The sequence below is a fragment of the Lentzea jiangxiensis genome (assembly GCF_900104175.1).
GTDB classification, from domain to species: Bacteria; Actinomycetota; Actinomycetes; order Mycobacteriales; family Pseudonocardiaceae; genus Lentzea; species Lentzea jiangxiensis.
This window is the reverse complement of the sequence record NZ_FNIX01000026.1, coordinates 69,329-89,779: the sequence shown is the minus strand read 5'-3', so window position 1 is coordinate 89,779 and position 20,451 is coordinate 69,329. Positions and strand designations below refer to the sequence as shown.

Sequence of the window (20,451 nt, the reverse complement as noted above, 5' to 3'; positions counted from 1 at the left end):
CACATAGGTGGCCAGTCGTTCGCCACCGTGGATGTTGTGGTCGGTGTTGACCTGGATCTGCATGAGCACCCTCCGGAACGAGTAACAAAATGGTCCTGGTCGATACCACGCGAGTGCCGGCCCAAACGTGGCGGTATCAGCGCGCGGGGTGTCTTAACTCGGTACCAGTGGTGTTGAGTTGTGCGAGGTGGCAAAAGATCTGTTCGGTGCGATCGCTCACAATGAGCCCGCACGGACGATCAGCGCACCACAGGGCTGCTGGGTTCAATTGGCATGGCCCGGACGTGACCTCTGCCAGGTGCTGACGAGATCGGTTTCGATGCATCGAATGTAGCGCTGGTTGGGGCGACCCAGGTCGCGCACCTGCCCTGGGACCCGCGGACATGAGGCTGAGGAAATCGATCAGCTACGAGGTGAAGAGTCCCCGTCGACCTCGCGGAGGGGATCGGCCGGGAGGCGATCGACGTCCGCGCACTGCTCGGGAGCCGGCTGCGGCAGCCGTGCTCACGGTTGCAGGCCCGGCCCAGCCCGGCCCGGCCGGGAGCAGGTGCGGTGTCCAGCGCTGGGCCCCTGGCGGGCGCCGACCTGGCCGAGCACGGACCACCACGCCTCTGAAGCCGCACGACTGCCAGGCCGAGTTTCGCGGCAAAGGCGGATTGTGTCTTTTTACGTAGGAACCGTTTTCGGTTTGATCGCGAAAAATGGTGTAGTGTCAATTTTGTCGAGAGCATCTCGCACGCGGGCACTCAAGCTCACGTCGCACTCGGCGAAACCTGAACCGGTCCTCCTCGGGCCGGAGACGGGAGTCCCGGCATGACGTCGGCTCCTCACCCTTCCATCGCCCCTCCGGCCGTCACGGCCACCGAGCAGTCCCGGTCCGCGCTGCGATTGCGGTTGCGCCCGAAGGCGCTCACCACGGGGCATGTCGACGGTGCCTGGTGGCCGCGTTCCCGGGACCTCGCCGCCGAACTGCCCGCGCTGCTCGCGGTGCTGGCAGTTCGGCTGGGCGACATCCCGCGGATGAGCTACAACCTGACCGAGTGGGATACCGCGCCGCGTCAGATCGCCGCGGACGGCCTCCGGGTGCGGCTCAACGGGTTCTGGTCCAGGCCCGCGCACACCGTGGACCTCATCGCCTCGGACCGGCGCCGTCTGACACTGCTCCTCGTCCCGCCGGACACCGAACCTTCCGCAGCCCACCACGCCATGACGTGTGCCGCGGAGCAGGAGAACATCGACACCGTCGAAGTCCTGCTCCGCGGCACCGCAGGGCGGATGTCCACCGCGGACCCGCTGGGTGCAGGCAGCAGCCGCGCACCCGAACAGATCTCCCAAGGAGTTCGATGACCACGACGACCCACACGACCGGGTACGAGCGCAGGCTCAAGATGGTGCAGGACGTGCTGACCGACCGGACGGAACTCGCGGGCGAGGCCGCACGGGATCTCGCGGTGCGCGTGCTGAGCGCGCTGGACCACATACCCGAGCGGGTGCGGTGAACTCGCGCCACTACGGCACTGGCGCGGCACAGCTGACGTGGGGCACTCGACTGCTCCGCGTCGGTTGTGCGTTCACGTATCGAGCCGAGGTGCCCGCCCCCGCGGTCTTCCTCGTCCGGCCGCTGCGCAGCGCGGACATCCGGGTGAGCCAGGAGGACCTGGCCGTGCAGCCGGACGTCCCGATGCGGCACCACCTCGACCTGTACGGCAACCGCAACACCCGTGTCGTTCTTCCCCCCGGTCTGTCCACAGTGCACTACAGCGCGTGGGTGGACGTGCCGGACAGGACGGAGGACGTGGACGAGACCGTGCCGGAGACGCTGCCCGACGGACTGCCGGACGACGTGCTGCTGTACACGTTGCCCAGCCGGTACTGCGTGTCCGATGTGCTGGGCGACGAGGCGTGGTCGCGGTTCGGTGCCCATCCGCCCGGCTACGGCCGGGTGCGGGAGATCTGCCGGCACGTCCACGAGTCGCTGGGCTTCGGTTGCGGCACGTCCACCGCGTTGTCCGCGGCGGCCGACGTCGGAGTCGCGGGTTTCGGGGTGTGCCGCGGCTTCGCGCACCTGGCGATCTCGTTCTGCCGCGCGCTCAACATCCCCGCCCGGTACGTCTTCGGCTACCTGCCGGACCTGGACGTGCCGCCCGGCGACGCGGCGATGGACTTCGCGGCGTGGATGGAGGTCTGGCTCGGAGACCGCTGGTGGACCTTCGACCCGCGCAACGACGAGCCCCGCAAGGGACGCGTTGTCATCGGCAGGGGCCGCGATGCCGCCGACGTCGCCGTGGTGACCACGTTCGGTGGTCCGAGGCTGGAGTCGATGGTCGTGCAGGCGGAGGAGGACCTGGCCCCGTCGTGGCGCTGAGCGGGAAGTGCCCGCCGCGGAGTAGGATGGAGCCACCGAGGGTTCGTCGTGCAGCAGCGCTCAAGCTGGTGCCGCCTTGGGCGCATCAGGAAGCCCGGCCGTGTTCGGCTGGAGGCGGGAGCGCCGAGATGAACTCGGATCAGCTCTGCACCACTGCGTCATCGCTCACTGCGTCATCGCCCATTGCGTCCTTCCCCGCCTCACGCGGCGAAAGACTGACCGACGGCCCGTTTTCCGTCGGGAGCTGGCGGCCGTTGTCGCCCGACCCGGCCGTCATCCGGCCGATGCCCGCTTCGCCGATCAGGCGCAAGCGCTGACAGTCTCGTTCTTCCCTTCCCGCATCGACTACCGGAGTGTCCGCATGCCCGAGTCACTAACTGCCCCCGACGACGCAGCGAGCTGCACGGTGTGTCCTCACGCGTGGAACGAGCACGACCCGCTCGGCGTGCGGTACTGCACGGCGACCACGGCGTCGGCGCTCAAGCGAGATTGCATCTGCACATGACCGTGATGACGAACGTGTTGACCACCAACCGGTTGACGCTGCGCGATTGGCGTGCCGAGGACGCACCGTCCGCGCTGGAGGTCTACGGCTGTGCCGAGGTCACCCGCTGGCTCAGCCCGGAGATGGACCAGGTTCCGGACGTGGCGGCCATGAGGTTGTTGCTGCAGCAGTGGATCGCTGAAAGCGCACGTGTTCCTGCCCCTGCCGGCCGATGGGCGATCGAGCGCAACGCCGACGGTCAGGTGATCGGCGGCGCGCATCTGCTCCCGCTGCCGCCCGGCCGGGAGGACCTGGAGGTCGGCTGGCAGCTGAGGCCTGACGTGTGGGGCCGCGGCTACGCCGCCGAGGCCACCCACGCCCTCGCCGGGTGGGCGTTCGGCCACGACGTGTACGAGGTGTTCGCCGTCGTCCGGCCGGGTGACACGCGGGCCTCGTCGGCTGTGCGGAAGAACGGCATGCACTGGGTCGGTGAGACCGGCAAGTACTTCGGCCTCGACCTGCAGGTGTTCCGGCTTCGCGTGGCGGACCTCGACGCGAACGCGGATTCGTCGGCCGGGCCACCCGGCCGCGACTGACGCGACGGCGGCAGTCTTCCGCGTCGGCGTGCTCAGCGGTTCGACGACGGGAAGTGGCCGCCCGGACTGCCGAGCGCGATGAGTTCGGTGTACTGGTCCTGCCACGACCGTTCGGTCGTGAGCAGGTCCGCGAGTCGTTGCACCCAGCCCTCGTCGACGGTGCCGCGGGCACCGGTCGCGAGGTGGCGGGCGGTCTCCTCGCGTGCCTTGAGCCATTCGGACAGCGTGGGCTCGAGGACAGGGCCGCCTTGTTCTTCCGACATCGTCCTGACAGTACGCGGCATTGGCGCCTGTGACCGGTTGCGTTCGGCTACTGCGGCACGAGTTGTTTTCCGGCCTGCGGACGGAAGCACACGCATGACCCGAGGCACCGCGAAGTGGTTCAACGGCAGCGAGGGTTCGGCTTCATCGCGCCCGAGAACGGTGGGCCTGACTGGTTCGTGCACCAGTCCGAGGAGAAGGGCGCCACCTCCACGGCATCCAGGACGACCAGCCTGTGGAGTTCGAGATCGGTGAAGGCGACGAGGGACCGCGGGCGATGGCCGTGCGCATCCTCTGAGCCCGTTGCAAGAAGTCGTCCCGGCTTGCGCGAGTTGAGCCGGCCGCGACGTGAAGAGTCCCGTCGGGTCGGATTGCGCTGCCACCTGCAACCGGCCGACGAGGTCCCGCGAGTACGTGCTCAGCGCGTGGCCGTGTCCTCCGACCCCGGCGTGACCGAGCGCGGCTCGGGCCAGGTGCAGGCGCTGCTGAGCCAGCACCGGTGCGGGGTTCCTGCACCTCCGCCGCCGGGATCACCGTTGTCTCCCCGCGTTCGGTCACCGCGCCTTGCCGCGCAACGGCGCTCCCGCGTCGTGCAGGTGCCGCAGAACCTCGGCGTAGGACCGGATCATGGTGGTCTTGCAGTACGGGATGCCGTGCCGGAGGCAGAAGTTCTCGACGACGGGTTGTGCGCGGCGCAGGTTGGGACGGGGCATGTGCGGGTACAGGTGGTGCTCGATCTGGTGGTTGAGCCCGCCGAGCAAGGCGTCGACCCATCGGCCGCCGGTGACGTTGCGGGAGGTCAGCACCTGCTTGTGGAGGTGGTCCAGGCGCTGGCCCTGGGCGATGATCGGCATGCCCTTGTGGTTGGGTGCGAACGAGCAGCCCAAGTACACGCCCATCAGCCCTTGGTGCACGGCGATGAACACGACGGCCTTCAGCGGCGAGAGGACCACGAACACCGCCAGCAGGTACGCGGCGAGCGGCACGATCTGGAGCGCGGCTTCGCGCCACGGGTTGCGCAGTTCCTTGCGGCACAGGGCGACCAGGCCGGAGATCCGCAGCACGGCCGCTTCAGCGGTGAGCAGCGGGAAGAACAGGAACGCCTGGTGTTTGGTGATCCAGCTGTTCAGGCCGCGTTTCTCGGCTGCCTGGGCGCGGCTGAACGCGAGGGCGTGGATCTCGATGTCGGGATCCTGGTCCTCGTGGTTGGGGTTGGCGTGGTGCCGGTTGTGCTTGGCGACCCACCACTGGTAGCTGATACCGGTGAGGCTGCCGTGCAGGTGCCCGACGACGTCGTTGTTGCGGTGGCTGCGGAAGATCTGCCTGTGCCCGGCATCGTGCCCGATGAAGGCCAGCTGGGTCGAGGCCACGGCGAGGACCGCGGCCGTGAGCACCTGCCACCAGGAATCGCCCAGCAGCGCGAACGCCACGGCGATCGTGCCGAGCAGCAGCGCATTGGCGGTCATCCGCAGCAGGTAGTAGCCGCGCCGCCGATCCAGCAGGCCGGCGGTCTTGAGTTCCTTGGTCAGGAGGGCGAAATCACTGCCGCGAGGGCGGTCAGCCGTGTCTGTCACGACGACGTGCGTTGAGGTCATGTGCCTGCTCCGGTTGTACGGCTGCGAGGAGCCGTCGAGGGATTCACTTTTCGGCTTCGGTGTCCAGGCCGGGTTCGTCCGGGCCGGACTCTTCGGGTTGGCTGGTGTGCACGTCCGCGGGTGACACGTGTTCGTCGGCTTCGCTGCGCAGGGAGCGGATGGCGGAGTTGAGCACCGCCAGCAGCGGGACGGCGAGCAGAGCGCCCGCGATGCCTGCGACGAGCAGGCCTGCCGCGATGGCCAGCACCACCGCCAGCGGGTGCAGCTTCACCGCGCGGCCGAGCAGGAACGGTTGCAGGATGTGGCTTTCCAGCTGGTTCACCGCGATGACGACGATCAGGACGATCACGGCGGTCAGGGGACCGTTCGCGACGAGCGCGATGACCACGGCTACCGCACCGGCCACGACCGCGCCGAAAATCGGGACGAACGCGCAGATGAACACCAGTGCCGCCAACGGAACCGCCAGGGGCACGCGCAGCACGGCCAGTCCGATGCCGATGCCGATCGCGTCCACCACCGCGACCGCGCCGGTGGCGCGGACGTAGCTGACCAGTGCGGCGAGGCTGCGCCGGCCTGCCACGTCGACCCGCCTGCGCGGCCCGTCGGGCACGACGCGGATGAGGAACTGCCAGATCCGGGGACCGTCGTAGAGGAGGAACGCGAGGGCGAACAGCACCAGAAGCATCTCGGCGAAGGTCTCGCCGACGGTCGCCGCAGTGGTGATGGCACCCGTCGTGATGCCGGACTGGTTGTCCTGCATCGTTTTCACGATCCGGTCGACGAGGTCGCGCAGTTGCGTCTCACTGAGCTGCAGCGGGCCGGCGACCAGCCAGCCGGAGATCGCGTCGATGCTGCGGGCCAGTTGCGCGGCCAAGTCCGGCAGGCCGTTGACGAAGGTCATCACGACGAACGTCAGCATCCCGCCGAGCAGGAGCAGTCCGCCGACCAGCACCAGCGCGGTCGCGAGACCTCGGGGAACCCGGTGCACCATCAGGAAGGTGACGGCCGGTGCGAGCAAGGCTGCCAGCAGCAGCGCGATCGCGAGCGGCACGGCCACAGCCGCCAGCCTGCTGAAGATGACGCCGATGACGTAGAGCGCCGCGACCACGACGAGAAAGCGCCAGCTCAACGCTGCACTGACCCGCAGTACAGCAGGAATCGGGTCCCGCATGGGCGGCATGTCACCGCGGTCGGTGCTCAGAACGTCCACACCTCCAGTGTCGATCTCCGACGCCGGGGTCTGGGATCATCGATGAGTTGGCAGCTGTTCGCCTGCCTCCGCTTGGAGTGCCCTGTCATGGCGGTCGCAAACCCGGCTGGGCGGTTCGGCGTTCGCGGGCTGGGGCCCGCCTCGGGCGGTCGAGGAGGACAGGTTCCCGACGGTGTCGGTTTGTCGCGGCGTGCGTAGTCGCTTCGTGTGCGGCGCACGAGGATGTAGCCGGAGAACGCGCAGAGGGATGAGGCGGTGCCGGTTTGCTGCGATCAGGTCCGTGGACCTGATCGAGCCGACCCGGATGCCGTCGGTGGCGATGCCGCGGGGAGCGATGGACTGGTGGGGGACCGGCGTCATGCCGGGTTCCCGCCTCGGCCGGAGGAAACGGACGGATCAGGTTTCCCGGGTTCGGCTTGATTGTGACCGCTCAGGGGCGAGAGGCTCTCGTCCAAGTCGACCATACACGGTTCCGGTCGTGATGAGCTGAAATGTCTCGAACTGTTTTGTGGTCGTGGCGGCTGCAGGGATTCGAGTGCGGCACCACGGGTGGGCGTGCCGACCTTGCCGGCCGCCTCTGTGGCGGACTGAACGTAGTCCTGACCCGCGCTCATGTGCGATTGGAGGGTCGCTGTCGGCGGATTCTCATGCAAATTTCAGGTGATGGCGTGGGCGGCTGACGTAGAATGCACGAGCGAGTTTATCCGACTTTTTCGGATCTGCGCTGGGGCCGCATCCCGTTCGCACGGCAAGCGGTTCGACCTGGTCAAGAGGAGAGATTTCAATGAGCACCGTCAGCGATAACGCATGAACGCGATTCCCGAAGGTGCCTCAGTGATCGCACAGCGCCTGCACCTCGCCGCCGGCTTTCACTCGTCCGAACGCGACTGGGTAGTGGATCGCCTGGCTGCGCTCGGTTCGCGTCTGCGGTCGTACCGCGACGACGAGATCGAACTGGAGATCAGCCTCAAAGACCGCGAGGGCGCCGAACAGCGCGTTGTGATGCAGTGTTGGATCAACCACGGCCATCGGCTGCACCTGGTCGCCACCTCGTCCCAGCGAGAGCTTCCCGCGGCGCTCAACGAGGTCCGCGACGAGCTGATCCGACAGGTCGGTGAGACCAAGACCCGCACCGAGCCGCGCAGCAACCGCGCGCTGCGGTCCGTCCCGACGCCGCCCGAACTCGGCTAGCGGCACAGGCGCCGATCGGCCCGGCTGCGCCTCGGCATCGGAACGCGTGATCGGGATGTGCTGTCGCCTGTCCGTGAGGCGAGCAGGGCTGGGCGAGGCGCGTTCTGCGGCAAGACAGATCGGTGGACGAACTCGCGTCGATCCTGCTCGTAAGCCGTGTGCTCGAGGACTCCGGCGTGTTCGTCACGCGGCCGATGCGGCTGGATGTCCAACGCACCTCGGCGAAGCGGCTCGAGACCGTCGACGTCTCAGCCGCCGTGTGCTGCGGAGCCCGGGATGACCAGTCCGCTCTCATAGGCAGCGACGACGGCCTGAGCGCGGGTGGTCAGGTTCAACTTCCGCATCGTGTGCTTCACGTGTGTTTTCACCGTTGCTTCACTGATGGCGAGCTGATTCGCGATCTCCTCGTTGGTCGATCCTGTTCCGAGCAGCCGCAGGATCTCGGTTTCTCGTGGCGTGAGGTCCGGCAGCCGGGTGTTCGCCTGGAGCTCGACGCGATGGCGTTGCGCGTAGGTCTGGACCAGCCGCAGGGTGATGGCCGGCGAGATCAGCATCTCTCCTATCGCGACCGTGCGCACCGCCGCGATGATCCGATCGGGAGGTGTGTCCTTCATGATGAACCCGGCGGCTCCATCGGTCAGCGCGGTGTAGACGTACTCGGGGATGTCGAAGGTCGTCAGTACGACCACCTGGGTTTCCGGACGCATCGCGAGAATGCGACGAGTGGCGCTGAGCCCGTCCATGACCGGCATCTTGATGTCCATCAGAACCACGTCGGGCGCCAGGTCGGCGACCAGCGCCACAGCTTGCTCGCCGTCTGATGCCTCGCCGACGGGATCGATGCCGGGTGCGGCGTTGAGCAACGCCATGAGGGCGTGGCGAACGAGGTACTGGTCGTCGACCACCAGAACGCGGACTGCCATCACATCTCTCCAGCACGTGCATTCGTTCGGTGTTCGGAAATCAGCTCTGGTCCGGAATCGGCAGGCGCAACACGACCTGGAACCCTCGATGGGAGCGGTGTCCGGCGTCCAAGACGCCACCGTAGAGTTCGGCGCGCTCACGCATCCCCTGAATGCCATGCGATTTCGCCTTGGCTCTTGGAGGCCTTGACGCGCCGTCATCGGTGACGGTCAACATCAGTTCGTGTGCACGGTAGTCGAGCACCACCTCCACGGCCGCCGGACCCGCGTGCTTGAGGACGTTGGTCAGGGATTCCTGCGCAACACGATAGGCGCAGAGGTCCTGCCCGGGAGGCAAGGCGCGCGGTGTGCCCCTCACCACGAGTTCGACGGTGAGGCCGGCGTCGCGCGTGCGGTCCACCAAACCGGGAAGGGCGTCGAGGCCTGGGCTCGCGAGTTGCACGTCCGGGAATTCGGTTTCGTCCTCCACCCGCAACACGTCGAGCAGCCTGCGCATCTCGGTCAGGCCTTGCCGGCAGGACTCGGAGACAGCTGAAATCGCGGTGCGCGCGGTTGCCGGAGCGGACGCGAGGGTGTATTCGGCCACCCCGGCCTGCAACGAGATCACGGACATGTGGTGCGCGACGATGTCATGCAGCTCCCGTGCGATCCGCACTCGCTCCTCGGCGGCCGCGCGACCTTCGCGCTCAGCTGCTTCCTCAGCACGTCTGGCCCATTTCTTGGAGCTCTCGCCGACCATCCAGGCAACGAACAGGACCAGGACGGCCTGTACGGCCTCCGGCCACTTCAGCGTCACCTCTCCCACGTATTCGGGCACCAGCAGGCAGAGGGCCGACGTCGCTGCCATCATCGCGGCAATCCGCGAACTGCGCACGTTGGCGACTGTGAACACGCCAATGACCACACCGAGCCCCAAGTTGCCCACTGCACCATGACCGAGAAACGCGTAGACGACCGAGGAGCCGAGAATCACGCACAATGACGTCACCGGTACGACGTGTCGAATCGCGATCGGCGCCACCGTGAGCGCGGCGAGCGACAAATCCACGAGCGTGAGATCGGCGCCGAGATATCCCACTTGATTGGCCAGGGTGAGGACTGTGGCGATCAGGGCGAGAAGGAGGTCCGCCCACGTCGGTCGGAGAAGCTTGCGCACCGGCGGGACCCTACCAGGAGATTTTTGCCCGGAAACAGAAGAGATCCGCCCTACCACCACAGGGGTAGAAGGGACGACCAACAAGGATGACGACATCGCATCGATGCGCTCCTACGGTGATCTCATGAGCAAGAAAACGACCGCACTGGTGGTGCTGACCACAATCTCGTTCGTCATCGGATGTTCGCCGGCCGACGCCGAGCGCAACGGGAACGACGTGCCCCGCGCCTCTTTGCAGAAAGATGCCGACGCACTGGTGTCGAAAGGTGCCCCCGGCGTTCTCACCGAGTTGCGCACGCCCAACGGTGCGGTGAAGGTTCGCAGCGGAGAAGGCGACACCGACGCGAAGACACCGGTCCCGTGGGACGCCCACTTCCGCATCGCGAGCTTCAGCAAGACCTTCGTGGCGACCACGCTGCTCCAGCTCGTCGGCGAAAAGCGCCTGTCGCTCGACGACACCGTCGAAAAGTGGCTGCCCGGAGTCGTGACCGGCAACGGGAACGACGGCAGCAAGATCACCATTCGTCAGCTGCTCCAGCACACCAGCGGCATCCCCGAGTACATCGCCGGTGTGCCGGTGTTCACCGAGAGCGACTTCCGGCAGCACCGGCTCGACAAGCACTCCCCGGCGGACCTCGTCGCCCTCGCGATGCGTCAGACACCCACTTTCGCGCCCGGCGCCGGCTGGAGCTACTCCAACACCAACTACGTGCTGGCCGGAATGGTCATCGGCGAGGTGACCGGCCAGGACTGGCGCGCCGCCGTCGAGGAGCGGATCATCAAGCGCTTGGGCCTGCGGAACACCTCGACTCCCGGACACTCGACGGTGCTGCCGCATCCCCACGCGACCGCGTACGAGCGCTTCCCGGAGGACGTCACAGCGGACCCGTTGCGCTTCGGAAAGCCCGTAGACGTCACCGAACTGAACCCGTCCTACGCTGAAGCGGCGGGAGAGCTGGTCAGCACCACCAACGACGCGCTGGTCTTCCTCGAAGCCTTGGTCTCGGGCAGGCTCCTCGCTCCCGCGGAGCTGGCCGAGATGCAGAAGACGGTGCCGGCGCCGAGCCTGCAGTCGGTGTGGCCGGAAGCGCGCTATGGACTGGGCATCGCCTGGATTCCCACCGCGTGCGGCGGATACTGGTCACATGCGGGTGACATCCAGGGCTTTCAGACCCGCAACGGGATCACGCCCGACGGCAAGCGCAGTGTCATCGTCTCGATGAACACCGACTCGGTGATCCCGAAGGAGTCGTCCACCCCGCCGACGCCGCTCGAGGACCCGTCCTTCGACCTGGTCAAGAACGCGCTCTGCGACCGCAGGTGATGCCGAACAGGTGGAGTGCGACCAGCAGCGCCACCCGGCGCGAAGGACGACCCGCCACCGCGGCTGCCCCCCAGCGCCGCCTCGACCGCCCCCGGCTCGAGCACGACCACACCTCCGTCGAGCCAGGGGACGGTCCGGGTGACCGACTGGGCGACCGGCGTCGTGCGGGTCGACTCAAGGGCGCCGAACCACGCACATACCAAGCTGTCCGAGCCCAGAGAAGAGGAATGCCCAACGGCCGCAACGCATCCGCACGCGCATCCAGACGGGACGAAACCCGGTCATCCGCACCACTTCCTTCGCGAGCGGATCCTCGCTGACCCGCGTCGGAGGTTCCATCCCCTGCGGTCACGACGACCGAAATGCCTGGGAACGCTCCCAGAACTGCAACGGTAAGGAAACGCCGTGTGAAGGGCCTTTTTCGCCCCGTTACGACCAGCAGCCGTTCGCGGCGGCCGAACGCAGGCGGCACATGGGCAACGCAGCCCTGCGGCGCCGACCAGCGGGACCCGAACGGTCTCACCCGTCCTCGGCCGATCCGCCGCACGGGCCGGTCCGCATGGCCTCTTTATAGCCACTTTCCCGACTCATGACCCGAATGGCGGCTGCCGAGCACGTGGCACGACCCGACACTGACAGCGTTCTGGGAGCGCTCCCAGAACCGGGCGGAGGCACCCGCGAAAGTCCACGTCGTCGATCAACGAAGATTTGGCGGTACACATGCTTCGCTTCTCTGCAGACGTCCCGGACCGGCACCACCGGGCACCGGGGACCCCGGCGAGGATCGGGCCGGCCCGCGGCAAGGCTGCCGTCTGGCGGGCGTTCGCCATCCTCGGCGCCTGCCTGACCTTGCTGACGACGATGCTCGTCACCTTCGGCGCGGGCGATGCCTCCGCGCACGGCGCGGTCAGCGACCCACCATCGCGCCACTACGGTTGCTACAACCGCTGGCCCAACGGCCCGTCGCAGCAGATGGCCACCGAAGACCCCATGTGCTACCAGGCGTGGCAGGCCGACCCGTCCGCGATGTACAACTGGAACGGCCTGTTCCGCGAAGGCGTCGCCGGCAACCACCAGGGCGCAATCCCCGACGGACAGCTGTGCAGCGGCGGACTGACGTTCAACGGCCGCTACGCCGCGATGGACAAGCCCGGCGCGTGGGTCGCCCCGAACCGGCCCAGCCGGTTCACCCTCAACCTGAACGACACCTCCTCGCACGGCGCCGACTACATCCGCGTCTACGCCACCAAGCAGGGCTTCAACCCCAAGACCCAGACCTTGAAGTGGAGCGACCTGGAGCTCGTCGGCCAGACCGGCAGGATTCCCACGGGCACCCGGACGCCCGTCGAGATCAACGCGCCCGGCCGCACCGGCCACCACGTCCTGTACACGGTGTGGCAGGCCAGCCACCTCGACCAGAGCTACTACGCGTGCAGCGACGTCAACTTCACCGACGGTGGCACCACGACCACCACCACCACCACCACCACCACGACGACGACCACGACCACGACGACCGGCAACCCCTCGGCAGGCTGCTCGGCCACCTTCCAGGTGATCTCGCAGTGGTCCGGCGGCTTCCAGGCCGAGGCGCGCGTGACCGCCGGCGCGACGGCGATCTCCGGCTGGCAGGTGAGCTGGACGTTCGCCAACGGTGAGCGGATCAATTCCTCGTGGAACGCCACCCTGAGCACGAGCGGGTCCACGATCACCGCCCGCAATGCCGCCCACAACGGCGCCGTGGGCGCGGGCGCCGCCACCACGTTCGGTCTCGTCGCCTCCGGAACCGCGGGTGCCCCAACCCTCACCTGCACCGCTACCTGATCCCGCGTCGGTCCGCCCGCCGCCTCGACGGCGACGGGCGGACCTGGGTTGCACGCTCGTGTGACACACCCGCGCCGGCTGCACTTGTCGAGACTGGTTCTCATGACGCGGCGGACCTCGTGACACGGTCTCGACCGTTGCTGGGCGCGGTGGGCGTTGTCGAGCCGATCGCGGGTCTATGACGCGACCGGATGTTGATAGCGCAGGGCTTGTGTTGCGACCCGGGCCCCGAGGTGGCGTGCCGTGCTCAGGTCGGCGGTGTGGACGGCGTCCGGGCCTTGGTCGTTCCAGGTTTGGGCTCCCGCGCCGAGGTAGAACCCGAGCCGGTTGTCGTCGTGTTCGTTGCTGGTGGTGGTGTTCCAGCCGGGCATCAGGCCCAAGCTGACCCAGTGCATGCCGTGTTGTGCCGCGAGCAGGGACAGGTACTGCAGCGTGTGCAGCTTGTCGCCGCTCATCGATCCGGAGTTGGTGAACCCGGACGCGAGTTTGTCCAGCCACTGCTGGGTCATCCAGCGCTTCGAGGTCGCTTCGGCGAATGCGTGGAACGCCCCGGATGCAGATCCCATGTAGGTCGGTGTTCCGAAGATGATCGCGTCACCGGCATCGAGGATCGCCCACTTCGCGTCGGACATGTCAGCTACGTCGACCATGTCGGCGCGGGCCTCGGGCACCGACTCGATGCCGTCGCGGACGGCCTTGGCGATCTCGAGGGTGTGCCCGTAGCCGGAGTAGTAGGCGATGGCGACGTGAACGGATGGCATGTCGGTCTCCTTTCGTCGTGCGGGGTTGGCTCAGGACTCGCGTGAGCCCGCGGTGTCGGTCATGTCCGGGTAGCGATCGCCGGCCACCTGCTCGGCGATCGTCGGTGTCGCCGTAGAACTCGCTCATCCCATGCAGCCGAGGCCCTGCGGCCCACCGTCATCTCCCGGCCACCGAGCCGGACCTGTTCCAGCCGTTTGCCGTCAGCCACCGCTGCTCCTCATCTGTTGACATCGATAACGCTAAGACCGTAACGATGTCACTGTCAACGTCAACACATTCCTGTTATCGTTGACACGTGAACCCCGACGATCGGCGCGGCGGCGGGTCCGACGGACAACGCGAGCGCATCCTCAGTTCGGCAGTGAAACTGCTCGCCGATGCCGGGCCGTCCGCGCTGTCCACCCGAGCCGTCGCGGCAGCGGCCGGAGTTCAGACGCCGACTCTGTACCGGCTCTTCGGGGACAAGGACGGGCTGCTCGACGCCGTGGCCAGCTTCGGCTTCGAGAGCTACCTCGCCGAGAAGCGCGCGTTCGAGCCCAGCGAGGACCCTGTCGACGACCTGCGCCGGGGCTGGGAGGTGCACGTCGAGTTCGGGTTGGCCAATCCCGCCATCTACACGCTGATGTACGGAAACCTGCGGCCGGGCCGCCGCCCCGCGGCGGCAACGGAGAACCGGGCCATCCTGCGCGGCATGCTCGAACGCGCCAAAGTGCAGGGCCTGCTCCGGGTGCCTGTCGAGGCGGCCGTGGTGGCCATCGAGGCGTCCACGACAGGCGCGGTTCTGCTCCTGCTGGCCCAGCCGGAACAGGCGCGGCACGCCCAGTTGATCCGGCCGTTGCGCGACATCGTGCTCGACGCCCTGATGGAGCAGGCGAAACCGCGTGCCGACGACCGCTCCCACATCGCCGACCGTGCACGATCATTGCTCGCGATCATCACCCCCGCCGACAACGCCGACCCCGTGATCGACGCAGGCTTCAGCGTCTTCGAAGCCGGCCTGCTGCGCGAATGGCTCGCACGGCTCAACGAGTCCCACGAATCCACCGGCAGCCGCAACCCGGCGTGAGCGCTGGACGATGCGGTGGAACCCGCGCTCACTGCGTTCGACATCGTGTTCGACAGCGCCTGGCCGCCGAACACAAGTGAGTACCTTCATCCTGAGTCACACCATTCGTTTGACGGGCTCCGCTGGATGCGGGAGTTGAGCGCGTGGCGTCGTGCCAGGAGGTCGCGGTGCCGGCGCAGCACCGTTTCAGGGTGAATCACCAGTCGGATCCGGTGAAGTGTCCCGATCGGCGCTCGGTGTGACAGTGCCGTGAGGAACGCCCGGCCACCGGGGGAGAACCGCGGCGAGTCCTGCCCGGCTGGCCTTCCGGGACGTCGATCTGGTGTCGCAGCGCCGGAGCTTCTACGTCCTCGTCCCGATCGCTCACGGGCAGCAGAGCGCTTCAACCCGTTGTTGCACATGTCTTTGAGCTGCATGGACAGGGTGATCGGCAGCCCCAACGTCGCCCAAGCCTTCACTGCTAACAGGTTTTCGAAAATTTTAGCTAGTTCGCGTTCACAAAGCTTGTGTCAAAGATCCACTGTGGACCAATTTTTGATTGGGGGATTGCAATGAGTGCAACGGTTCTTGACGACGCCTGTGGCGCACCTTACTGTCGTGAGCGCTAACAATCACGGGCGAGATGAAGAGTTCGACCGCATGGTGCGGCAGGAGTTCGGCCCGATTCACGAGATCGCCCGCTTTTGGTGACCCCACCGCGCGGTGGCGGTGCCACTTGTTCTCGCACACCTTGGAGAAACGTCGTGAAACTCCGCTCACCCCTGCTCCGCGCCGTTGCGGTTCTGGCCCTCCTCACCGCCTGCGCACCCGGCACCGGAGGCGGTGGGGGAGGCGACGGCAAGTCCTTCGAGTTCTGGTCGTTCTCCGCCATCAACCAGAAGCTGACCGTCGACGCGTATAAAGCGAAGCGCCCGGACATCCAGATCAAGCTGACCGAGGTGGGCACCTCCACGGAGACCGCCCAGTCGTTGACCACGGCGCTGGCCGGCGGCAAGGTGCCGGACCTGGTGCTCATCCAGGGCGACAACCTGCCGCAGTTCGTGGAGCAGCCGCAGAACTTCGTGGACCTGCGGACGTTGGGCGCCGACGACGTCAAGGACGACTACCTGGACTGGGTGTGGCGGCAGAGCGTCGCCAAGGACGGCGAGGTGCTGGGCGTGCCGACGGACGTGGGCGGGATGGCCGTGGCGTACCGGACCGACCTGTTCGCTGCCGCCGGACTGCCCACCGACCGGGCCGCGGTGAGTGCGTTGTGGCCGACGTGGGACGCGTTCATCGAGACGGGCAAGCGCTACAAGCAGGCCACCGGCAAGGCGTTCACCGACAACGCGGGCACCAGCGTGTTCTACCAGGCGGTCAACCAGGTCTCGGAGAAGTACCACAGCGCGGACCGCAAGCTGGTCCACAACACCAACCCGCAGGTGAAGGCCGCGTTCGACCTCGGCATCAAGGCGGCGACCGCCGGGATCACCTCCGGGCAGTCCTCGTTCGAGAGCGCGTGGAGCGCCGGCATGGCGCAGGGCCAGTACGCGGCCGTGGCCGCGCCGTCGTGGATGCTCAACACCATCCGCAGCACCGCGCCCGACACCAAGGGCAAGTGGGACATCGCGACGATCCCCGGCGGCTCCGGCAACTGGGGCGGCAGCTACCTGGCCATCCCCAAGCGCGCCAAGAACCCGCAGGCGGCCTGGGAGTACATCAAGGAGATGCAGTCGCCCCAGGGTCAGTTGGAGCACTTCGTGCGGGTCGGCGCCCTGCCTTCCACCCCGTCGGTCTACCGGGACGGCAAGCTCGCCGACGCGAAGGACCCGTTCTTCTCCGACGCGCCGATCGGCAAGATCTACACCGACTCGCTGCTCGGGCTCAAGCCGTTCTACATCGGCCCCGACAGCGCGGTCATAGGCCAGGAGTTCCTCAACGCCATCACCAACGTCGAGCAGAGCGGCGGCAACCCGGCCACGGCGTGGGACGACGCGCTGCGCAACATCAAGACCGCCATCGCCGAGTGACCGCCGTGACCGCCACGCTCTCCCCGGCCTCCAGGGCCGCGCCACCTCCGCCCAGGACCAAGAAGATCGCGGGTGTGGGCGAGCGCCTGTCGGCGTACGCCTACATAGCCCCGTTCTTCGTGATCTTCGGGGTGTTCGGGCTGTTCCCGTTCGCCTTCACGTTCTACGTGGCCCTGTTCGACTGGAACCCCATCGGCGACCAGGTGTTCATCGGGTTCGACAACTTCACCCGCATGTTCGGCGATCCGCGGTTCTGGAACGCCGCCGGCAACACGGTGAGCATCTGGGCGCTGTCCACCGTGCCGCAACTGCTGCTCGCCCTGGTGCTGGCGCACGTGCTCAACCACGCCCGGCTGCGGTTCGCGCTGTTCTTCCGGATGTCGGTGCTGGTCCCGTACGTCACCTCGGTGGCGGCCACGGCGATCGTGTTCGTGCAGCTGTTCGACCGCGACTACGGCCTGTTGAACTGGCTGCTCGGGCTGGTCGGCGTGGAACCGGTGGACTTCGTGCAGTCCACTTGGGGCAGTCATCTGCTGATCGCGACCATGGTGACGTGGCGGTGGTTCGGCTACACCACGCTGCTGTACCTGGCCTCGCTTCAATCCGTGCCCCGCTCGGTGTTCGAGGCGGCGGCCATCGACGGCGCGGGACCGTGGCAGCGCTTCCGCCACATCTCCGTGCCCTCGCTGCGCCCGGTGATCATCTTCACCGTGGTCACCTCGACCATCGGCGGCCTGCAGATCTTCACCGAGCCGCTGCTGATCGCCACGGGCGCGCCACTCACCTGCGGGGCGGTGCGGCAGTGCCAGACGCTGACGCTGTTCCTCTACGAACAGGGCTTCGGGCAGTTCGAGTTCGGCTACGGCTCGGCGGTCGGCGTCGCGCTGTTCGTCATGGTCGTGGCGATCGCCGCGCTCAACTACCTGCTGTCCACCCGGATCAAGGCGGACTGATGACGACCACCACCGCGCCGCGCCGCCGGCGCCTCGACCGGGTCCGCTGGTGGACCTACCTGCTGCTGGGTGTCGCCACCGTCGCGTGCCTGTTCCCGCTGTACTGGATGTTCATCGTGGCCACGACGGACACCGCGACCGCGACGCGGATGCCGCCCGAGGTCGTGCCCGGCGGCAACTTCCTCCACCTCGCCGGCCTGGTCGTGGACACGGTGCCGTTCGTGCAGTCGCTGCTCAACAGCCTGGTCGTGGCCACCGCGATCGGGATCGGCCAGGCGGTGCTGTGCGCGCTGGCCGGTTTCGCGTTCGCGAAGCTGCGCTTCCCCGGCCGCAACACGCTGTTCCTGGTGGTGGTGCTGACGATGACCGTGCCGACGCAGCTCTCGGTCATCCCGCAGTACCTGATCATGTCCGAGCTGGGCTGGGTCGACACGCTGCAGGCGCTCATCGTGCCCGGCCTGGCGAGCGCGTTCGGCATCTTCTGGATGCGCCAGCACATCTCGGCGACCATCAGCGACGAGCTGGTGCAGGCGGCCCGCATCGACGGCGCGAGCACCGGGCAGGTGTTCTGGCGCATCGCGTTCCCGATCGTGCGGCCGGCCGCGTTCGTCCTGGGCCTGTTCGGGTTCGTCACGGCGTGGAACGACTTCCTGTGGCCGTTCATCGTGCTCAAGTCACCCGAGCGCTACACCGCCCAGATCGCCATCAAGGCGCTGCAGAACAGCTACGACGTGGACCTCGGCCTGGCCATGTCCGGCTCGTTCCTGGCCACCGTCCCGCTGGTCGTGCTGTTCGTCCTGGCCGGCCGCCGCATGGTCGCCGGAATCCTCGAAGGCGCCTTCAAGGGCTGAATCCCTCGCACATCAAGGAAACCATGAACTCACCGAACTCCGGCACGTCGTTCTACGACAACCCCGTGATCCCCGGGTTCCACCCCGACCCCAGCGTGTGCCGGGTCGGCGAGGACTACTACCTGGTGTGCTCCAGCTTCGAGTACTTCCCGGGCGTGCCGATCTTCCACAGCCGCGACCTGGTGCACTGGCGGCAGATCGGCAACGTCCTCGACCGCCCGGAGCAGTTGCCGCTGCCGGCCGACGCGATGGCGTCCGACGGCATCTATGCCCCCACGATCCGGCACCACAACGGCCGGTTCTGGATGATCACCACGAACGTCTCGCAGGGCGGCAACTTCCTCGTCACCGCCGAACGACCGGAAGGCCCCTGGTCGGACCCCGTGTGGCTGAACCTGCCCGGCATCGACCCCGACCTGGTGTGGGACGACGACGGCAACTGCTGGTGCGCCTTCGCCGGAGCCCACGGCCCCACCTTCACCGGTGTGCAGATCGCCCGCATCGACCCCGGGAGCGGAAAGGTGCTCGAGGACCCGTTCCCCGCCTGGGCCGGCACCGGGTTGCAGTGGCCGGAGGCGCCCCACCTGTACCGCGTCGGCGAGTGGTGGTACCTGCTGATCGCCGAGGGCGGCACCGAACGCGGCCACACCGTGGCCGTGGCGCGCGCCCGTTCGCCGCGCGGTCCGTGGGAGTCGGCGCCGGCCAACCCGATCCTGTCGCACCGCAGCACCGACCACCCGGTCCAGAGCACCGGCCACGCCGACCTGGTCACCACGCCGGACGGCGAGTGGTGGATGGTCCTGCTGGCCACCCGCCCGGTAGGGTACAGCCCCAAGTTCCACGTCCTGGGCCGGGAAACGTTCCTCACCCCCGTCCGGTGGGAGGACGGCTGGCCGCGCGTCGGACCCGTCGACCTGCGGGAGCGGGCGCCGGGCGTGCTGCGGCCGCAGGAGCCGGCACCGCAGCGCGACGACTTCGACGCTCCGGAGCTGGAACCCCGGCTGATCTCGCCGCGGTCGCGCCCGGACGGCTCGTGGTCGCTGACCGAGCGGCAGGGGTGGCTCGCCCTGCACGCCACCGGCGGCACGTTGGACCAGCCGGGCTGCACCTTCGTCGGCCGCCGTCAGCAGCACCCCGAGAGCCGGACCGCGGTGCTGCTGGACCACGGCGCCGGTCGCGCCGGCCTGTCGGTGCGCCTGGACGAGGGCCACCACTACGACCTGGAGGTGGCCGGCGGGCAGGCGAGCGTGATCGCCCGCATCGGACCCCTGCGCCAGGTCGTGGCCACCCGCACCGTGCCGGCGGGGCCGGTGGTCCTCGCGATCACCACCAGGTCCGCCCGGAAGTGGTCGGTGGGGGAGGAGAGGCTGTCGGGCCTGCACGTCGCCGCCCCCGACTTCGTCGCCTTCCACGTCGGCACGGACCCCGAACCGCTGGCCGAGCTCGACGGCAGGTACCTGTCCACGGAGGTCGCCACCGGCTTCACCGGCCGGGTGATCGGCATGTACGCCACCGAGGGCACCGCGTGGTTCGACTGGTTCGACCACGGCCCGCTCGACGAACCTGGTCGTTCCTGACGATGGAGTTGTGGCTCGTCACCGTGGACGAGTGGTGGCAGACGTTCCTCACGCTGCCGCAAGCGCACGAGCAGCACTACAACCAGCACCGCACCCACCGATCCCTCGCCGTGGCGACGTAGCCCGTGGGGCATCATCGCGGCTTCGCCCGCGACTGATCATCAACGAGCGTCACCTCAAGTCAGTGCTGAACCGCTGTGTGTCCCACTGCAACCGTCGGCTGCCGCATCAAGCGCGACACCACACCTCACCCCCACCCAGTCGCAACGCCCAGCCGTAGTCCGTGCGACGTCGACAGGTA

20 protein-coding genes are annotated in these 20,451 nt (G+C 67.7%); 13 read left to right on the top strand and 7 right to left on the bottom strand.

The features are described 5' to 3' along the window. Positions 1-813: 813 nt before the first annotated feature. The 3 genes from BLQ91_RS36610 (at position 814) to BLQ91_RS36600 (ending at position 2,365) form a co-directional block, all read left to right on the top strand. Positions 814-1,347 carry a DUF5994 family protein gene (locus BLQ91_RS36610; protein WP_176960155.1) on the top strand — a complete coding sequence of 178 codons (534 nt, stop codon included), beginning with the start codon at positions 814-816 and terminating at the stop codon, positions 1,345-1,347. Beyond that, complete coding sequence (locus tag BLQ91_RS41885) at positions 1,344-1,499, top strand: DUF6307 family protein (RefSeq protein WP_090104658.1); 156 nt, start codon at positions 1,344-1,346, stop codon at positions 1,497-1,499. Before BLQ91_RS36610 ends, BLQ91_RS41885 begins: the two co-directional genes overlap by 4 nt. 89 nt (positions 1,500-1,588) lie before the next feature. Beyond that, entirely contained in the window at positions 1,589-2,365 is a 777-nt protein-coding gene (locus BLQ91_RS36600) for a transglutaminase-like domain-containing protein (RefSeq protein WP_218130549.1), read from the top strand. 139 nt (positions 2,366-2,504) lie between these two features. Here BLQ91_RS36600 and BLQ91_RS41880 read toward each other — a convergent pair whose 3' ends face one another. Then, positions 2,505-2,675, bottom strand: coding sequence for a hypothetical protein (locus tag BLQ91_RS41880; protein ID WP_176960154.1), 171 nt, complete (start codon positions 2,673-2,675; stop codon positions 2,505-2,507). Between the two features lie 51 nt (positions 2,676-2,726). On the opposite strand from BLQ91_RS41880, the gene BLQ91_RS43930 reads away from it, so the two are divergent. Further along, entirely contained in the window at positions 2,727-2,870 is a 144-nt protein-coding gene (locus BLQ91_RS43930) for an RGCVC family protein (protein ID WP_218130548.1), read from the top strand. Further along, on the top strand, positions 2,867-3,445 hold the full coding sequence (locus BLQ91_RS36595; RefSeq protein WP_425412576.1) for a GNAT family N-acetyltransferase: 579 nt from the start codon (positions 2,867-2,869) through the stop codon (positions 3,443-3,445). Before BLQ91_RS43930 ends, BLQ91_RS36595 begins: the two co-directional genes overlap by 4 nt. 32 nt (positions 3,446-3,477) lie before the next feature. Here BLQ91_RS36595 and BLQ91_RS36590 read toward each other — a convergent pair whose 3' ends face one another. From BLQ91_RS36590 to BLQ91_RS36575, 3 genes are all read right to left on the bottom strand, one after another. After that, complete coding sequence (locus tag BLQ91_RS36590; RefSeq protein ID WP_090104656.1) at positions 3,478-3,708, bottom strand: hypothetical protein; 231 nt, start codon at positions 3,706-3,708, stop codon at positions 3,478-3,480. A gap of 552 nt (positions 3,709-4,260) precedes the next feature. Further along, entirely contained in the window at positions 4,261-5,301 is a 1,041-nt protein-coding gene (locus BLQ91_RS36580; RefSeq protein ID WP_090104653.1) for a fatty acid desaturase family protein, read from the bottom strand. A gap of 43 nt (positions 5,302-5,344) precedes the next feature. After that, a complete protein-coding gene (locus tag BLQ91_RS36575; RefSeq protein ID WP_342670692.1) occupies positions 5,345-6,514 on the bottom strand; it encodes an AI-2E family transporter in 1,170 nt (389 codons plus the stop codon). 807 nt (positions 6,515-7,321) lie between these two features. Between BLQ91_RS36575 and BLQ91_RS36570 the strand changes: the two genes are divergently transcribed. Then, positions 7,322-7,705, top strand: a complete 384-nt coding sequence (locus BLQ91_RS36570; protein WP_090104651.1) for an HPF/RaiA family ribosome-associated protein — start codon at positions 7,322-7,324, stop codon at positions 7,703-7,705. A gap of 248 nt (positions 7,706-7,953) precedes the next feature. On the opposite strand, the gene BLQ91_RS36565 is transcribed toward BLQ91_RS36570, so the two are convergent. Continuing rightward, positions 7,954-8,610 carry a response regulator gene (locus BLQ91_RS36565; protein WP_342670691.1) on the bottom strand — a complete coding sequence of 219 codons (657 nt, stop codon included), beginning with the start codon at positions 8,608-8,610 and terminating at the stop codon, positions 7,954-7,956. 58 nt (positions 8,611-8,668) lie between these two features. After that, positions 8,669-9,784, bottom strand: a complete 1,116-nt coding sequence (locus tag BLQ91_RS36560) for a sensor histidine kinase (RefSeq protein ID WP_176960153.1) — start codon at positions 9,782-9,784, stop codon at positions 8,669-8,671. Between the two features lie 124 nt (positions 9,785-9,908). Here BLQ91_RS36560 and BLQ91_RS36555 point away from each other — a divergent pair, with 124 nt between their 5' ends. Both BLQ91_RS36555 and BLQ91_RS43675 read left to right on the top strand, forming a co-directional pair. Next, positions 9,909-11,108: a serine hydrolase domain-containing protein gene (locus tag BLQ91_RS36555; protein WP_176960152.1), complete on the top strand. Its 1,200-nt coding sequence runs from the start codon at positions 9,909-9,911 to the stop codon at positions 11,106-11,108. 720 nt (positions 11,109-11,828) lie between these two features. Further along, positions 11,829-12,932, top strand: a complete 1,104-nt coding sequence (locus BLQ91_RS43675) for a lytic polysaccharide monooxygenase auxiliary activity family 9 protein (protein WP_342670690.1) — start codon at positions 11,829-11,831, stop codon at positions 12,930-12,932. 176 nt (positions 12,933-13,108) lie between these two features. Here the strand turns inward: BLQ91_RS43675 and BLQ91_RS36545 are convergent, their stop codons facing one another. After that, on the bottom strand, positions 13,109-13,693 hold the full coding sequence (locus BLQ91_RS36545; RefSeq protein WP_090104643.1) for a flavodoxin family protein: 585 nt from the start codon (positions 13,691-13,693) through the stop codon (positions 13,109-13,111). 296 nt (positions 13,694-13,989) lie between these two features. Between BLQ91_RS36545 and BLQ91_RS36540 the strand changes: the two genes are divergently transcribed. From BLQ91_RS36540 to BLQ91_RS36515, 5 genes are all read left to right on the top strand, one after another. Beyond that, positions 13,990-14,760 (top strand): TetR/AcrR family transcriptional regulator, encoded by a 771-nt coding sequence (locus tag BLQ91_RS36540; protein ID WP_218130547.1) that lies wholly within the window; start codon positions 13,990-13,992, stop codon positions 14,758-14,760. 743 nt (positions 14,761-15,503) lie between these two features. Beyond that, a complete protein-coding gene (locus BLQ91_RS36530; protein WP_090104641.1) occupies positions 15,504-16,769 on the top strand; it encodes an ABC transporter substrate-binding protein in 1,266 nt (421 codons plus the stop codon). Then, positions 16,766-17,722: a carbohydrate ABC transporter permease gene (locus BLQ91_RS36525; RefSeq protein WP_245734200.1), complete on the top strand. Its 957-nt coding sequence runs from the start codon at positions 16,766-16,768 to the stop codon at positions 17,720-17,722. The genes BLQ91_RS36530 and BLQ91_RS36525 overlap by 4 nt, the downstream gene beginning before the upstream one ends. Beyond that, positions 17,722-18,573 carry a carbohydrate ABC transporter permease gene (locus BLQ91_RS36520; RefSeq protein WP_090104639.1) on the top strand — a complete coding sequence of 284 codons (852 nt, stop codon included), beginning with the start codon at positions 17,722-17,724 and terminating at the stop codon, positions 18,571-18,573. Before BLQ91_RS36525 ends, BLQ91_RS36520 begins: the two co-directional genes overlap by 1 nt. A 23-nt stretch (positions 18,574-18,596) precedes the next feature. After that, the gene (locus tag BLQ91_RS36515; RefSeq protein ID WP_090104637.1) at positions 18,597-20,150 is read left to right on the top strand and encodes a glycoside hydrolase family 43 protein; all 1,554 of its coding nucleotides are present in this window, start codon (positions 18,597-18,599) and stop codon (positions 20,148-20,150) included. Positions 20,151-20,451 lie beyond the last annotated feature (301 nt).

Excerpts from the sequence above, each read along its gene's own strand:
- BLQ91_RS36570 (WP_090104651.1), top strand. The coding sequence starts at position 7,322 with ATGAACGCGATTCCCGAAGGTGCCTCAGTGATCGCACAGCGCCTGCAC.
- BLQ91_RS43675 (WP_342670690.1), top strand. The coding sequence starts at position 11,829 with ATGCTTCGCTTCTCTGCAGACGTCCCGGACCGGCACCACCGGGCACCG.
- BLQ91_RS36595 (WP_425412576.1), top strand. The coding sequence starts at position 2,867 with ATGACCGTGATGACGAACGTGTTGACCACCAACCGGTTGACGCTGCGC.
- BLQ91_RS36545 (WP_090104643.1), bottom strand. The coding sequence starts at position 13,693 with ATGCCATCCGTTCACGTCGCCATCGCCTACTACTCCGGCTACGGGCAC.
- BLQ91_RS43930 (WP_218130548.1), top strand. The coding sequence starts at position 2,727 with ATGCCCGAGTCACTAACTGCCCCCGACGACGCAGCGAGCTGCACGGTG.
- BLQ91_RS36590 (WP_090104656.1), bottom strand. The coding sequence starts at position 3,708 with ATGTCGGAAGAACAAGGCGGCCCTGTCCTCGAGCCCACGCTGTCCGAA.
- BLQ91_RS36610 (WP_176960155.1), top strand. The coding sequence starts at position 814 with ATGACGTCGGCTCCTCACCCTTCCATCGCCCCTCCGGCCGTCACGGCC.
- BLQ91_RS36520 (WP_090104639.1), top strand. The coding sequence starts at position 17,722 with ATGACGACCACCACCGCGCCGCGCCGCCGGCGCCTCGACCGGGTCCGC.
- BLQ91_RS41885 (WP_090104658.1), top strand. The coding sequence starts at position 1,344 with ATGACCACGACGACCCACACGACCGGGTACGAGCGCAGGCTCAAGATG.
- BLQ91_RS36580 (WP_090104653.1), bottom strand. The coding sequence starts at position 5,301 with ATGACCTCAACGCACGTCGTCGTGACAGACACGGCTGACCGCCCTCGC.
- BLQ91_RS36515 (WP_090104637.1), top strand. The coding sequence starts at position 18,597 with ATGAACTCACCGAACTCCGGCACGTCGTTCTACGACAACCCCGTGATC.
- BLQ91_RS36555 (WP_176960152.1), top strand. The coding sequence starts at position 9,909 with ATGAGCAAGAAAACGACCGCACTGGTGGTGCTGACCACAATCTCGTTC.